General features: G+C 47.1%; 14 protein-coding genes. 3 read left to right on the forward strand and 11 right to left on the reverse strand.

Going from position 1 to position 15,693, the window contains the following annotated elements; translation table 11 throughout:
* Position 1: 1 nt before the first annotated feature.
* A complete protein-coding gene (nudC, locus tag I2H87_RS12990; RefSeq protein WP_009268695.1) occupies positions 2 to 850 on the reverse strand; it encodes an NAD(+) diphosphatase in 849 nt (282 codons plus the stop codon).
* A gap of 176 nt (positions 851 to 1,026) precedes the next feature.
* Between nudC and I2H87_RS12995 the strand changes: the two genes are divergently transcribed.
* Entirely contained in the window at positions 1,027 to 1,959 is a 933-nt protein-coding gene (locus I2H87_RS12995; RefSeq protein WP_195610232.1) for a D-2-hydroxyacid dehydrogenase, read from the forward strand.
* 84 nt (positions 1,960 to 2,043) lie between these two features.
* Here the strand turns inward: I2H87_RS12995 and I2H87_RS13000 are convergent, their stop codons facing one another.
* Complete coding sequence (locus I2H87_RS13000) at positions 2,044 to 2,529, reverse strand: signal peptidase II (RefSeq protein ID WP_009268697.1); 486 nt, start codon at positions 2,527 to 2,529, stop codon at positions 2,044 to 2,046.
* Positions 2,530 to 2,585: 56 nt separating this feature from the next.
* Positions 2,586 to 3,326: a zinc ribbon domain-containing protein gene (locus I2H87_RS13005; RefSeq protein WP_195610234.1), complete on the reverse strand. Its 741-nt coding sequence runs from the start codon at positions 3,324 to 3,326 to the stop codon at positions 2,586 to 2,588.
* 452 nt (positions 3,327 to 3,778) lie between these two features.
* On the opposite strand from I2H87_RS13005, the gene I2H87_RS13010 reads away from it, so the two are divergent.
* On the forward strand, positions 3,779 to 5,485 hold the full coding sequence (locus I2H87_RS13010; protein WP_195610235.1) for a S8 family peptidase: 1,707 nt from the start codon (positions 3,779 to 3,781) through the stop codon (positions 5,483 to 5,485).
* Positions 5,486 to 5,614: 129 nt separating this feature from the next.
* Here the strand turns inward: I2H87_RS13010 and dinD are convergent, their stop codons facing one another.
* The 8 genes from dinD to I2H87_RS13050 form a co-directional block, all read right to left on the reverse strand.
* Positions 5,615 to 6,481, reverse strand: a complete 867-nt coding sequence (dinD, locus tag I2H87_RS13015) for a DNA damage-inducible protein D (RefSeq protein ID WP_195610237.1) — start codon at positions 6,479 to 6,481, stop codon at positions 5,615 to 5,617.
* A gap of 44 nt (positions 6,482 to 6,525) precedes the next feature.
* Positions 6,526 to 8,007, reverse strand: coding sequence for an ATP-dependent Clp protease ATP-binding subunit ClpX (gene clpX, locus I2H87_RS13020; RefSeq protein WP_009267950.1), 1,482 nt, complete (start codon positions 8,005 to 8,007; stop codon positions 6,526 to 6,528).
* A 168-nt stretch (positions 8,008 to 8,175) separates the two neighbouring features.
* Positions 8,176 to 10,143 (reverse strand): NAD-dependent DNA ligase LigA, encoded by a 1,968-nt coding sequence (ligA, locus tag I2H87_RS13025; RefSeq protein WP_195610240.1) that lies wholly within the window; start codon positions 10,141 to 10,143, stop codon positions 8,176 to 8,178.
* A gap of 7 nt (positions 10,144 to 10,150) precedes the next feature.
* The gene (locus I2H87_RS13030; protein ID WP_009267952.1) at positions 10,151 to 10,918 is read right to left on the reverse strand and encodes a pseudouridine synthase; all 768 of its coding nucleotides are present in this window, start codon (positions 10,916 to 10,918) and stop codon (positions 10,151 to 10,153) included.
* Entirely contained in the window at positions 10,908 to 12,086 is a 1,179-nt protein-coding gene (locus tag I2H87_RS13035; RefSeq protein ID WP_009267953.1) for a DHHW family protein, read from the reverse strand. The genes I2H87_RS13030 and I2H87_RS13035 overlap by 11 nt, the downstream gene beginning before the upstream one ends.
* A gap of 8 nt (positions 12,087 to 12,094) precedes the next feature.
* The gene (locus I2H87_RS13040; RefSeq protein ID WP_009267954.1) at positions 12,095 to 13,507 is read right to left on the reverse strand and encodes an MBOAT family O-acyltransferase; all 1,413 of its coding nucleotides are present in this window, start codon (positions 13,505 to 13,507) and stop codon (positions 12,095 to 12,097) included.
* 27 nt (positions 13,508 to 13,534) lie between these two features.
* Entirely contained in the window at positions 13,535 to 14,068 is a 534-nt protein-coding gene (locus tag I2H87_RS13045) for a DUF4358 domain-containing protein (RefSeq protein WP_009267955.1), read from the reverse strand.
* A 28-nt stretch (positions 14,069 to 14,096) separates the two neighbouring features.
* Positions 14,097 to 14,861 (reverse strand): SGNH/GDSL hydrolase family protein, encoded by a 765-nt coding sequence (locus I2H87_RS13050; protein WP_022151755.1) that lies wholly within the window; start codon positions 14,859 to 14,861, stop codon positions 14,097 to 14,099.
* 165 nt (positions 14,862 to 15,026) lie between these two features.
* Between I2H87_RS13050 and I2H87_RS13055 the strand changes: the two genes are divergently transcribed.
* On the forward strand, positions 15,027 to 15,518 hold the full coding sequence (locus I2H87_RS13055; RefSeq protein ID WP_022151756.1) for a DUF5721 family protein: 492 nt from the start codon (positions 15,027 to 15,029) through the stop codon (positions 15,516 to 15,518).
* Positions 15,519 to 15,693 lie beyond the last annotated feature (175 nt).

Here is a 15,693-nt window from a genome sequence, read left to right on the forward strand (position 1 = left end):
CTTATTCTGAAAATTCTTTCATTTCATACTTAAAATGCCGGATCATCTCATTGGTCAAACTCTCTGTCGTCTCCATCTCCGGAATGTCTTTCCGGTCAAACCACTCTGCCAGCGCCAGTTCTTCTTCGTCAAGTGTGATCTGATCTGTCCCGTCCAGATCGCAGTAAAATCCCAAAAGTAAAGTGTCGCTGAAAGACCACGGCTGACTCTTGTAATACCGGATGTTCTTCACTTTCAATCCGACTTCTTCCATCACTTCGCGTTTTACCGTCTCTTCCACCGTCTCGCCAATCTCTGTAAATCCGGCGATCAGCGCATACTTCTTATAGGCTCTTCCCGCATATTTTGACATCAATATCCGGTTTCCGTCTGTCACACCGATGATCACCGCCGGACAGATCTTCGGATACTCCATATTTTTACAAGATTCACAGTACAACATCCGTTCTTTCGCATCCTGCTTCATACGCTTTCCGCAACGTCCGCAGTATCGGTGATTCTGATACCATTGATAAAGCTGATAACCTGTAATCCCCGCAAATGCAAGATGCCTCGGCTTCACATGCCGGAAAATCTCGGTATTTTCCAATGCAAAGGAAGAAGTTCCCGGAAGATTCAATTTCTCCACCAGATAATACCGCTGTTCGTCGATCGTAAATAAATACGTCCATTCTTCATAAATCTCTTCATTGTCCGCTTCCAGTTCTTCAAACCGCGGATATCGGATCGCCTCTGTTGTCCGTGCCATCAGACAGACATGATCTTCATAATAGAGCGCGATGCTGTCTTTGTCCGGCGCCTTCGGTTTATAGGCATTGTCATAGAGGTGCGGAGCAATCTCCTGTATCATCTTCTATCTCCTGCTTTCTTTGTTTCTTTGTGTCAATTCTTGTCTGCTCTACTAGAATACTATATAATAATAAAGATGTAAAGTACAAAAGCCCCCCTAAATCCGGAACAGTTCAGCCCGCGCCAGTCGTATGGCTGCACTGTTGCCTAAACCTGAAAACGAAAGGAGCGCTTCACATGAAACTTGTATTTCTTGACAAAAAGACGATCGGTGAAGATATTGATTTTTCACCGTTTCGGAAACTGGGAGACGTTGTGGAATATGATTTCACTCTTCCGGAGGAAGTCCCGGAACGTGCGGCAGATGCAGACGTTCTGATCGTCAACAAGATTCCTGTCAACGAACAGACGATCCACACGGCTTCTCATTTAAAACTGGTCTGTGTGACTGCCACCGGAACCAACAATCTGGACAAAGCTTATCTGGACCGCCGCGGCATTGCCTGGAGAAATGTTGCCGGATACTCCACCGATTCCGTTGCCCAGCATACATTTGCCATGCTGTTTTACTTACTGGAACATCTGCGTTACTATGATGAGTATGTAAAAGACCGCCGCTATCTGAATGATACGATGTTCACACATTTTGCGCGGCATTTTCATCAGATTTCCGGAATGACTTGGGGCATCATCGGACTCGGTGCGATCGGTCGGAAAGTTGCGGATCTTGCAGCAGCCTTCGGTGCAGACGTGCTGTATTATTCCGCTTCCGGACGTGATCCGCAGGACGGCTACCGACAAGTCGATCTTGACACATTGCTGTCACAGTCCGATATTATCTCGGTCCATGCGCCGCTCAATGAATATACTGAAAATCTGTTGGATTCTGCCGCTTTTCAAAAAATGAAATCCAATGCGATCCTGCTGAATCTGGGGCGCGGTCCGATCATCGACGAAACGGCGCTTGCAGACGCATTAAAAAACGGACAGATTGCCGCTGCCGGACTGGATGTGCTTTCAGAAGAACCGATGCGTGCTTCCTCACCTCTTCTTGAGATTTTAGATCATGACAATCTGCTGATCACACCACATATCGGTTGGGCAAGCGTGGAAGCCCGTACACGGCTGATGCAGATCATTGCAGAACAGATCCGTGAGTTTTTTGACTGAATACAGCCGCTTGCATATAAAACTGCCCCCATCCGAACTCTGCAAACACACAGATTCCCGATGGGGGCATTCTATTTCTTATGTTTATTTCTTCTTTCCACGAAGCTGTGCGATCACTGCCGCAATCACAACGAAAACGCTGCCGATTCCGATCAGAACATCTCCCAGATTAAAGGTGATCTTCGACAACTTCTCATGCCTGCATTTCACCGCAGCATAATCGATCACATACCCGCGGATCCAACGGTCAAATGTGTTGCTCCATGCTCCGGCTGTCATCAAAGACAGTCCCCATTTCTTCAAAATACACGCTTTTCTCCTGAGCAATGTGATCAACTGATAAATGGTAAGCAAAACCGCTGCAAACGCCGAACCGTATTTGACAACTTCCTGATGATCCTCCAGAAGATTCATGCACATGCCTTTGTTATAAACTTTTCTCAGAATCAGTTTCCCGCCGCATGCAGTCCGCTCTTCTTTCTGTGTCATGTATCCCTCGATCGTCGATTTCAGCGCAATGTCGATCAATGCCAGACATGCCGTAATGTTGATCAATACAAGAATTCCCATACGTCACCTCAGCTTTATTCTTCTCATACTTTTCTTATCTTTCTCTTATACTTCTCTTACTCTTCTTCTCCCCGAAGTTTTTCTGCTGCCTCTTTTGCTTTTTCCACAGTCTTCTCCGCCGCATTTTCCACGGTAACTGCTGCTTTTTCTGCCAGATCTTCCACTTTATCCGCTGTTCTTCCGCCAAAGTCTTCCACTTTATCCGCTGTTCTTCCGCCAAAGTCTTCCACTTTATCCGTTGCTTTTTTCGCCAGATCATCGACCTTTTCTGCCGCGTTTTCCACTGCGTTCGCCGCCTTTTCCGCCGCTTCTCCCGCTTTCGCTTTCACAGTGTCCGCCGCCTCTTCCGCTTTCGCTCTCATCACGTCCGCATAATCGATCACGTCCGCCTCTGCGTCTTTTGCTTGCCGATTCTCGTCTTCAGCTGTAGCTTCCGCCTCCATCTTCTCACCACAATACGGGCAATATGCCATCTTGTTGGAGATCGTCTTTCCGCAATTTTTACAGGAAAATTCTCCCCGAACTGCTATGATCCGCTTCTCGTAGTCCTCAATGCTCTGTTTTCTGCTCCGGATTGCCTCGCACAGCCCCTCTGCCTCACTGCCTACGAGATTGCCTGCCTCAAAATATTCGTACACCATCCGTCCAAGATCGATCAGATCTTCTTCCGTTCCGCGCTCCAGCGCACGGATCTGACTTTTCAGCTTCTGGATCTCCACTGCCTCGCCTGCTTTATTCGACATGGATTCCGCTGTTTCTCCGATCCGCTTGCTCAAATCTTCCCAAAATGTTCTCATAATTGTTTCTCCTTTCCTGTCTGCTTTTCATCTGAACGTTTTCTTTCTCTTTTTATGTTCTATTATACCCGATTCCAAACCATGTGAAAACGCTTTTGTGCACTTATTTTATTTTTTCACTTTTATTTCATTTTTATTTTAGATTTTAACGATGCCTGGGGCAAAAGGTCATAAACCACATTGTGCTTGCACATAAGTGGTTTTATGCCTTTATGCCCCGCCCCCAAATGAGGGTGCTGCGTGCCGGTGGCACGCGTTAAGCACCGACCGAAACGGAGTGGAGAAGAGAGTGGGGCGTATGCCTCGCGATATCCGAATTTGGGGTAGAATTGTGAGAGTGCATAGCACGAAACAATTCGTCAGGCATCTTTTGATTCAATCTATTTCAAAGATGCACTCATAATCTTACATCCTCCGCTCATAGACTGAAAAAAAGCAGGTTTTGCACTCTCATGATCGATCCATCCATATGCCGGGAGAGAATCCTCTCGGAAGATTTTTATGATTTTATACTAAATGACATAAGAACTCCATTTCTAACAGGGATCACGCAGGAGGATCTCTGCAGTCAGGATGCCGGATTCGGCTATCGCTGTCTCTATCTTTCCCGTCTGCAGTCCGATCCCCTCTCGCTGGATAAATTCACCTATCACTCAATCCCTCTATGCTATACGCCTACAAGTCTGGACACACTCAATCAAGCCGGGATACTTCCGCTGCAGAATTATCCCACATTACAGCTCACCGGAAAAGGGATCCTGATCGGTTTTTTGGACGGCGGCATCGACTATCAAAATCCGATTTTCCGAAATATTGACGGTTCTTCCCGTATTGTCGGTATTTGGGATCAGACCGTGCAGACCGGGACACCGCCCGCCGGGTTTGCTTATGGCTCTGAGTACGATCAGGACACGATCGACCAGGCGCTTAAACTGGATCAGCCTTTCGACCTCGTTCCTACTGTCGACGAGACCGGACACGGTACATTTACCGCAAGTCTTGCCTGCGGCGGCGGTGTACCCGAAGAATCTTTCCTAGGAGCCGCTCCGGACGCTGCCATCGCAGTCGTAAAGCTCAAATCCGCAAAACAATATTTAAAGGATTACTATTTCATACCTGACGGAGTTCCCTGCTATCAGGAAAATGACATTATACTTGGTCTGTATTATCTGGATCAGCTTGCAAAACGGTTGGATCTGCCTCTTGTATACTGTATCACGCTCGGAACAAGCGGCGGCGGCCATCTGGGCGACCGTCCGCTTCCGCTCGTCCTCAACGGATATGGTTCTCTTGCCAACCGCATTCCCGTGATCGGAACCGGAAATGAAGCGGATAAGCGCCATCATTTCTATAACGAAATTCCGGATCAACAGACATCCCAGACTGTCGAGATCCGGGTTGGCGAACAAGTAACCGGATTTACGATGGAACTTTGGACTTCCATTCCCAATATCTTATCGATCGCACTGACTTCCCCGTCCGGCGAAACGACAACGCGGATTCCGATCCGTGTCAACAGCCGGACTGATTTTGAATTTCTCTACGAGCGCACAAAAGTTACGATCGACTACCGTCTGATCGTGGAAAAAGGAACTGCCGAACTCATCTTCTTCCGGTTCGACCAGCCATCGCCCGGAATCTGGAAAATCGAAGTGGAACCGGTACGCATCATCGACGGCCGATACCACCTCTGGCTTCCTGTTTCCGAATTTTTAAGCGGTGAAGTCTATTTTTTGGATTCCAACCCGGACTACACGATCCTCAATCCGGGAAATTCCGCAAGCCCTGTCACAGTCTCTTACTACGATGGAGCCAACGGTGCTGTCGCACTTGCTTCCGGACGCGGGTACAGCCGGAATGACCGGATCGAACCCTCGATCACCGCTCCGGGAATCAACGTCAAAGGAGCGCTTCCCTCCGGACGTTTTGCCGTGCGCTCCGGCGCCAGTATATCCTGCGCCGTCACTGCCGGGGCCGTTGCTCTCTTGTTGGAATGGATTCTAAAGAAAATGGGAACTCCCGGCATCGATGCTTTTCAGATCCAGAGTATTCTGATTCTTGGAGCAGTGCGCGCTCCCGGAAAGGAATTTCCAAACCGTGAGTGGGGATACGGACAATTAAATCTCTTTAATACGTTCAACGAGATCCGGATGCTGTGAATGATAGTTTCCTATCATTAGATAAGATGTCGCACTCTTTTGCTTTCAAATAAATCAAGGCACAGCCATTGGATCAATATCGTTTGACTGTGCCTTGATTTTTTCAAGATTATAAAACAAGAGTCGAATCTAAACCTCTTCATTGTTTAGATTCGGTAATTTTCCTGCTTGTGATGCAAGCTTCTTTTCCTGTGTTTTAACTTTTCTTTCCAATTTTTTTATATCTTCGGAGGGTGGTAAATTTTCAGGCTTAATCCCCCTCTGTCCGAGCATATCTCTTATTGTAGAATTATTTTGCACATGTTCCACAGTAATAGAAGCTTCTCCTTGCAAATCTTTTTCTTCAACATTGTAATTTGTCATTTCAGTTGCCAAATTCTTCGCAGCAATAGTAAGTGTAGGGAGAAAGTCTGCAAGTGGCCTGTTGTCTTTCACGCCAAGTCTACTTTTCATTTCCTGAGTAGAATATCCACCGAACAATGCCCTATCTCCTTTAGAACGAATACGCCCAAATCCTGCATCATCAACACCACGTTCATAAATATTTTGAGATAATTTCTTTTCGGACTCTCTTAATCTTCCTCTGGCCTGTGTTCTTTCTATCAATGAAATGCGTTCTTCTATAAGTTCCTGCTTTCTTGTCTGAACAGCAAAATAACTTTGAGCAAAAGCAATTTCTTCTTTTTTAGGATCGCCATTTTGAGCAATAAGGTAACACGCATACCGAGTAAGCATATAGTCTTTGATTTTTCTTTTTGCACCGCTTCCCAATTCAACCATTTTCGTGACCTCACGAAAATGGTCTAAAATCTCTATTCCAGAGGTCTTACAAGATTCCATTGCCCGACACACCGCTTTGTCAAAATTCTCCCAACGGTTATACCCCAACAATTCCATAAGTTCTCTCGCATACCAAAATTCTACATCTGCTTCCTCATTAACATGCATCATCAAATCATATTTTTGACGAATTTGCTCTATCCTTTTTTTATCCATTTTGTTAACGCGCCTTTCGTCCGGCATTTTCCTAATGTTCTCATTTAACTCAGAAGCGGTACGCTCTGTCCTCTAAGCTGGATCAGCGGTCCGCCGGTACCCTCGATATAAGCCCGTGTGATCGTCACTTCTCCGATATTGTCGTCTTTCGGAATCTCATACATGATATCCAGCATAAATTCCTCGATGATCGCACGCAGCGCTCTCGCTCCGGTATCTTTTTCCATCGCTTTCTCCGCGATCGCTTCCAAAGCTCCCTCGTCAAAGTCCAGCTTCACTTCATCCAGCGCCAACAATTTCTGATACTGCTTCAGAATCGCATTCTTTGGCTCTTTCAGGATCTGGACGAGCATGTCTTTGTCCAGACCTTTCAGAGTAAAGATGATCGGCAGACGACCGATGAACTCCGGGATCATTCCGAATGTCCGCAGATCTTCCACCGTCACTTTGCTCAAAAGATCTTTGTCATTGTCATATTTATCTTTCAGCTCCGCGTTAAATCCCATGGAAGCTTTGTTTGTCAGACGCTCTTTGATGATGCCCTCCAGATCCGGAAATGCTCCGCCGCAAATAAAGAGAATGTTCTTCGTATTGACGGTTGTCAGCGGCACCATGGCATTTTTACTGTTGGCGCCAACCGGCACTTCCACTTCGCTTCCCTCCAGAAGCTTTAACATGCCCTGCTGTACGGACTCTCCGCTCACATCCCGCTGGCTGGAATTTCTCTTCTTCGCGATCTTGTCGATCTCATCGATAAAAATGATTCCCTGCTCGGCGCGCTCCACGTCATTGTCCGCCGCCGCAAGCAGTTTGGAAACAACGCTTTCAATATCGTCTCCTATGTATCCAGCCTCAGTCAGAGAGGTTGCGTCGGTGATCGCAAGCGGCACGTCCAGAAGCTTCGCCAGTGTCTTGACCAGATACGTCTTTCCGCTTCCTGTCGGTCCGATCATCAGCATATTGGATTTCTCGATCTCAATATGATCTGCGTTATCGGACAATACACGTTTATAATGGTTATATACCGCAACTGACATCGCCTTTTTCGCGTATTCCTGACCAACCACATAATCATCCAGCTGTGCTTTGATCTTATGCGGCGCCGGAATGTCTTTCAACGTCAGTTTCTTCACTTTTTTCTCTTCCGTCTGCTTTTTCTTCTTGATCTTCTGCCGCTTCGGAACCGTATTCTCCAGATCCGACAGATTCAAAAACTGGATCCCCGGCATATTTCCCATCATCTTGCTAAAATCGATCGGCGCATTGTTCATCGCGTCAAAACTCTTCTGCATACAGTCCTGACACACTGTAATATTATTCGGCAGCTCGATCATCTTTCCTGCCTTGCTCTCCGGTCTGCGGCAGATAAAGCAGACTTTTTCATATTCCTCCTCTTTCTCATCGTCCGTCTCTTCCGCCGTCACTACTTCCTGTACTTCCTGCTTCTCTTCCTCCGGCAGATCGGCTCCCGTATCCTGAGATTCTTTTTCATCAGAATCAATTATCGTAAAATCATAATCTGACATCTTGATTTCCTCCGTATAAAATCACTTTCCGTTATAGAACAACGTTCTTTTATTATAGCGAAATATTTTCAGATAGTAAAGAGCGTGCCCCCGCCCCTTTCGCGTATATCCTGTTAAATTTTTATGGATCTCATTAAATTTTTCTAAAAAGCCGGACTCCTATGATCTTTATTCTTCCCGCTCCAGCATCTGAAGAAAATCTTCTTCCGACAAGATCGGGATCCCGAGTTCTCTCGCCTTTTTATTTTTCGATGAAGTGGACTGTACATCATTGTTGATCAGATAATTTGTTTTGGACGTCACAGATCCTGTCACCTTTCCGCCCCGCGCTTCGATCACTTCTTTTACTTCCGCCCGATTTGCAAAATGAACCACGCTTCCGGTGATCACGAAATTCATTCCGGCAAATTTCTGTGCGTCTTCTTTCTCCTCTTCCGCCGGGATCTCCACCTCTTTCAGCAGGCGTTCAAACAGATCCCGATGTGTTTGATCGGAAAAATAGTCCACATATGCCTGCGCGATCACGCCGCCGACTCCCGGGATCTCGCTCAATTCTTCCACCGTTGCATGTAAGATCCGCATCGGATCATTTCCCAACGCACGGCAGATCATTTTCGCATTGGCAATACCGATATTGGCGATCCCCAGCGCATATAAAAGCCGCGGCAATGTTGTCACACGCGCGTTCTCCACCCGTTTCACCAGATTTTCGTAAGATTTTTCCCCAAATCCCTCCATCGTCTTGATTGCTTCCTCATGCTGTTCCAGATGGAAAATATCCGTAAAATCCCGGATAAATCCCTGCGCGATAAATTTCTCCAGCGTCGCCTCGGAAAGTCCTTCGATGTTCAGCGCATCCCTGCTTGCAAACAATGCGAATGCTTTCACCTGTTTCGCCTGACATTCCGGATTCGTGCAGTATAAAGTTTTCGTATCGTTTTCCATGGAAATACGGGTCGCGCCGCCGCAGACCGGGCACGTCTCCGGCGCATGACAGGTTCCGCTTCTTGTAAGATTTTCCGCGATCTGGGGAATGATCATATTCGCCTTATAAACCTGAACGGTATCTCCGATCCCCAGTTCCAGTTCTTCCATGATGCTGATATTGTGCACGCTGGCACGACTGACCGTCGTCCCCTCCAGTTCCACCGGCTCAAAAATTGCAACCGGATTGATCAGTCCCGTTCTCGACGGACTCCACTCGATCTCTGTAAGCGTCGTCTCCCGGATCTCATCCGCCCATTTAAACGCAAAAGAGTCCCGCGGGAATTTTGCCGTTGTACCAAGAGACTGTCCGTATGCGATATCGTCGTATGTCAGCACAAGACCGTCCGACGGGAAATCATTTTCCGCAATCTTTTCCGCAAACCACGCCACTTCGGATTCCACCGTATCCGCCGTCACCGGATGATGCTCCACAACGGCGAATCCCTGCTCTGCCAGCCAGTCGAACTGATTCAGCCTGGAATTTTCAAAATCAACATCCTCCGCGCGGACTAAAGAGAACGCAAAAAACTGTACGTTCCGTTTCGCCGTCACTTCGTTGCTCAGCTGACGGACGGAACCGCTGCACAGATTCCGCGGATTTTTATATTTTGCATCCACATCTTCGATCTCTTCGTTGATCCGCTCAAAATCACGGTATCCGATCACTGCTTCCCCGCGGAGGATCAGTTCTCCCTGATAAGAAATGTGGAGAGGAAGATTTTTAAATACTTTCGCATTGTTTGTGATGACCTCTCCTACTTCCCCGTTTCCCCGGGTAACCGCTTTCTCAAGCGTTCCGTTCTTATAAGTCAGAACGATCGTCAGTCCGTCCAGTTTCCATGAGATCACCGCTTTCTGACTCCCCAGGAATTCTTTCAGCCGCCCTACTTCTTTTGTCTTATCCAGAGAAAGCATCGGACGCTCATGCCGCTCTTTCGGCAATTCGCTCAACACTTCATACCCTACATTTACGGTGGGACTGGATCCAAGCGTTGTTCCCAACTCCTGTTCCAGTCCCAGTAATTCATCATATAACCGGTCGTATTCATAGTTGCTCATGATCTCCGTGTCTTCCTGCTCGTAAGCGCGTCTGGCACGGTTCAAAAGTTCTACCAGTTCCAGCATCCGTTGTTTTTTTGTATCTGCCATCTTCTCTCTACTCCCACACGCGTACCGGCTCATTGGAAGACTGACGGATCTGCTCATATAAAAGATTGAGCTCCTCGTCGGTCAGCCGCCGCACTGCGCCTTCTTTTAAATTTCCTAATTCAATGTTCATGATCCGGGTTCTCACCAGATCTTTCACCTGATACCCGAGCGCCTCGCACATCCGGCGGATCTGCCGGTTCAGCCCCTGAGTCAGAATGATCTGGAACGTATATTTTCCGATTTTTTTGATCTTACACGGTCTCGTCACCGTATCAAGGATCGGAACACCGCCTGCCATTTTTTCCAGAAATTCTTTCGTGATCTCTTTATCCACGGTCACTTTATATTCTTTTTCATGCAGATTCCCGGCGCGCATCATTTTGTTGATGATATCTCCATTGTTTGTCATCAGAAGAAGACCGCGGGAATCCTTATCCAGCCGTCCGATGTAAGTGACGCGGACCGGATAATCCAGATACCGCACGATACTGTTGCGCTCCCTCTTTTCCTCTGTACAGACGATCCCCACCGGTTTATTGACCGCAAGGACGATCATTTCATCCTGTCTGGAAACGACTTTTTTCCCGACGCGCACGACCTGCCCCGGCAGGATCCGCATCCCGGTCTCGGCACGTTTTCCGTCCACGCTGACCCGTCCGCTTTCAATCAGACGGTCCGCCTCTCTTCTGGAACAGACCCCGGCTTCACTTAAATATTTATTCAGACGGACGGGTTCTTTTTTCTGCTGAAATTCCTGTTCGATCTTATTGCTCACTGTCCAACACTCCACTAATATTATTGTCTTGAAAAAATGAATTTCCGCTGTATAAAAACATCGTATCGGTAATACGGTATGCATTCATCAGATCCTCGATCGTCCCTGAATAATATCGCGGATCCACCACGACGATCTCACGGAAATACGGCGTCAAAAACGGTACGAAACTATTTGCAAAGGAATCTTTTACAAGCAAAAGTCTTCTCTGGCTTTCCGAAACCGTCTTAATGTCGATCAGCGATGTGTTCCCCCCGAGGAAAACGCCGTACTGATCCCGCGTTTTTAATTTGGAAGAGTCGTAAATAGACGCGGTCTTTTCCTGCTCCTCCACATAATTCACGACCAGACCGCCGTCCTCTTCTTTCGACACATACATATCGATCACTTCCCGCTCGTTCAGGCGGAAACCGCTTGCCGACGCCAAAGTCCCGTTAAAAGTTTTTGATATCGGATAAGATACAAAATTGCTTCCCGCTTCCCCATCGATCTTCAATGTTTCCGCAGCCGCCTGAAATACATAGAAGGCCCCCAGACTTGTCCAGTGCGGATCTGTCTTATAGTATATCTTTTCACCGGCATGCTTATTCAGCACACTTTCCGCGTCGATCCATGTCACGGAGTCTCCCAGTTCCCGTTTCACCTGTGCGATCATCCGGCTCTGATCCGAAACAACAGCAAGAGACGGAAGCGTATCGTCCAGCACAGCCGCCGCATCAGGCACCAGCATCATATAAGTGGGGATCTCATCATTCTGCTCGGCAAACTGACGGATCGCCGTCAGATTTGCTTTCAGCGTCGTCTGATCCGGTACTTCTATCTCTTCCAGAAGCTGTCCCTGCCTTCCAAGCAGCACGCCATTCTCATCTTTGTTACCGCCAAAACGCCCAAGCGTCACTTTTATGTTTCTTAAGAAATCTCTCCCTGCAAACTGATCTGCCAGATAGCTCTCATATTTTTCCATATAATCTCCGGACAATACACTGCTCACGGAAAGTTTCGGTTTTGAAGCGAGCATCCGGTTCTCCTGTTCCGACATTTCATGATCCGGCCAAAATAGATTGATTGCTGCCAATCCCAGAATACAGATGCCGAATCCCACTGCCAAAATACTCTCTGACGGAAATCCTTTGTTATTCTTTCCTTTTCTTGTTCTTCTTTTCTGCATAGCTTCCCCTAAAATCTAAAATACAAAAATGGATGAAAACTTTCTGTCACAAGGAACGCAAGGCTTACAAGGAACATACCGATGTAAACCACACACGCCGCGATCTGTCTGATCCGTCTGCTCTCGTAAGAACCGGTCAAAAGCCGCAGGATATTCATTCCGCGAAGAGACGATCCGATCGCACAGAGCAGGAACAACAGCCAATGGGTCAGCAGAAAATAGAATCCCTGCCGGTCGATCCATGCGCTGGCGCCCGCGCCGAACATCACGCCGAGATAATCCATAGCCGCCCCAAGCGACGGACTGAAGAAAAATACCCAGCCGATCAGTACAAGTACAAACGTATAAATATGCTGTACAAATACCGGAAGTCTTCCGAGCGCTCTTCCCCATACGTATCTTTCCAAAATCAATATCACGCCATAATATAAGCCCCATACGAGGAAGTTCCACTGCGCGCCATGCCACAGTCCGGTGAGCGCCCAGACGATCAGCAGATTCAACAGATGTCTGGATGCCGGACATTTATTTCCTCCCAGCGGAATATAGACATATTCCCGAAACCATGTTCCGAGAGAGATATGCCATCTCCTCCAGAACTCCCCGATATTTTTCGCAATGTACGGATATTGGAAATTCTTTCGGAACTCAAATCCGAACATCTTTCCGAGTCCGATCGCCATATCGGAATATCCGCTGAAATCAAAGTAAATCTGGAACGCAAATGCCAGACACCCTACCCATGCGGTCAAAACCGAAAAACTTCCGATCGAAAGCGCCGTGATCTGCTCGTAGAGAGCGCCGATGGAATCGGCAAGCACTACTTTTTTTGCAAATCCCACGATAAAATACATAACGCCCTGTCCGAATTTCCGCATAGACATGACCCGGTTCAGCAGTTGTGCTTCGATATCCACATAGCGCACGATCGGTCCCGCGATCAGCTGAGGGAACATACTGATGTACAGTGCAAACGGAAGCAGACGTTGCTGCGGTTTTGCATTTCCGCGGTAAATGTCGATCAGATACGATAATTCCTGAAACGTGTAAAAGGAAATCCCGATCGGAAGCGCCAGTTCCCGGTAAGGAATCTCATACGGAAACAAAACGTTCAACGTCTCCATCAGCAATCCGTAATATTTAAAAAATCCGAGGATCAATACGTTCATCACCACTGCAAAAATCAGACTTCGCTTTGCCCGCACCGGATCCGCCCTCTTTTCCCCGATGTCTTTCCCACAGAAAAAATTCAACAGGATCGACAAGATCATCAACACAACATAAACCGGCTCTCCCCATGCATAAAAAAACAGGCTGGCGATCAGAAGCACAAGATTCCTCGTCTTCTGCGGCACAAGATAATAGATCAGTACCGTAACCGGCAAAAATAGAAATAAAAATGTAATACTGCTAAATAGCATCCTCTAATCCTCTTTTCTTCCTGCTTCTCACAGACTTTTTACAAATGCAGTCCGATATTGTTCCGCGTCCGGCGACACTGCCATAAAGACAAACCGCCCGCGCACAAGAACCTGCGCATTCTCCAAAAGCTGCACTTGTTCCGGCGCATAACCATCGAAATCATTTCTCCGCTGTTCGATCCGCCGCTCCACAGCCTCTCGGATCTCCGCCGTCTGCGCTTCATTTTTCGCTTCGATCAAAAGCACTTCTTCTACGGAAATACTCGCATCGGAAGAATACAGCATCGCCCCTTTATAATCTGCGCTGTTCAGTCCGTAATACCGCTTGAGCGCCTGCCCGCTTTGTTTGGACAGACTTCCCGAATCCAGACTTGCCTCCACTCTCCTGGCAACTTCATCAAACGGCTTGCTGCTGCCCCCGGTAAATAGCAGGATCACCGCCACATATCCCAAGATCAAAACCGCGATCACATATTTCATCACTTCCGCAGTCCCAACCGAACGGCTTCGACCTTTTCTTCCCGTTCTGCCTGCGTTATTTGCTTCTGTATATTGTTCCATCTTTATCTCCTTTTGCACGCAGTCTGCCCTATAATGCGGCAAATTCCGCCATTCTTCTCGCCCAGACCGGATAGAAATCCGCCTTAAAATGCATCCCGTCCGCTTCATAATATCGATCCGTCACCAGTTCTGTGTTGTCCACATATGCAATCTGCAGCTTATCGCACATTGCCCGAAGCGCTTCATTATATTCCGCAATGTGTTCAAATAGCGGTTCTTCCTCCACTCTCCACTTCTGCACCGGGAAAATAGAATTGATAAAAATCTTCGTCTCCGGCAGCTTTTTCTGAATCTTTTCGATCAGAGCCTTGTACTGCTCGATATACGCTTTTTCGTCTCCTTTGGTCGCCAGAATGTCATTCGCCCCGAACGTCAAAAAGACGACCTGCGGATTTACTTTTACAAGCTGCTCCACCTGCTCGTCCAACTCATCCAGTTCTACGCCGATCTTGGAGATAACGCTGGAAGTATTCAGCACGTCAAACTCTGCAAATCCCTCCGAAATCGAATCTCCCATCACGACTGTACTGCCGAAAATCTCCTTCAGGCTTCTCGTATCTTCCTGCCCCTGGGAATCTTTGGCTTCCAACTGACCGATCTTTGTCTCGATCGCCGTCACATCGGCAGATTCCGCCTGCTCGATGATCTTTAATCCCTCCGAGACATCTGTTTTCTTCTTTTTCATCCCGCTGACGCCCTCCGCGATCATGATCGCGGCGATCAGAACAACCGCAAGCGCGATTCCTCCGATCACCAGCGTCCGTTTATTGATTTCTTTTTTCTCTATCTTCACAATAATACCTTTCTAATTTACCGAATACCGATGCTAACATCATTGTACAAGGGGAATTTTCCCCTTGTACATCGATGCTAAGACGTGTTTTGACCACAGCATCATTTATATGATATAATAATACTGATTTCGCGCTTAAAAGTCAATCTTTAGGAGGATAGTTGAATGATCGCCTTAAAATTACCGAACAACAAACAATTTATGTCCCACCTTTTACTTTCCGAAACCTTTGACCACTTTCTTGTCATTGACGGGGAGATCACGACATTTAACACATTTACGATCAACGGATTCTTGCAGAAAGAATTTTACCCTCCGGAAGAACGGGATACGCTTCCCGAATATTCCTATTGGAAGCAGCTCCGTGAACTTTGCTTTACAATGATCCGCGGGAAGCAGACACCGCTTGGCTTCAAATTCGTATTCAGCCTTGCGCCCCATAATATCGAAAAATTATTAATCCAAAAACAACTGGATTTCCGCCCGGAAGACGTTCAGGGACTTTACTTAAACATCCGCTTCAATCAAGACGGGCTTTTCTGTATCACTGGAACTTCTTTAAAAACATTTTCCATGGACAAATCTTTAGAGCAGGCATGGGATGAGATGGTTCAGAAATTTTTCACAAAAAAACAGATCGACTGGGAACTGTGCTGACGATATGCTGACGATTCCAATTTCCGTCAAGAAAAAGAACGCCCCGACGCCCCGCAGAGACCTCTTCTGCATGAGCGCCGAAGCGTTCTTTTTTATTTCTATAAATGAGCAAATTTAAAAAATTGCACAAAACTACACTGCGAATTTCATAAATGAATCAAAATCATTACTTTCC

It is taken from the genome of Mediterraneibacter glycyrrhizinilyticus (assembly GCF_015560805.1).
Lineage (GTDB): Bacteria > Bacillota > Clostridia > Lachnospirales > Lachnospiraceae > Schaedlerella > Schaedlerella glycyrrhizinilytica_A.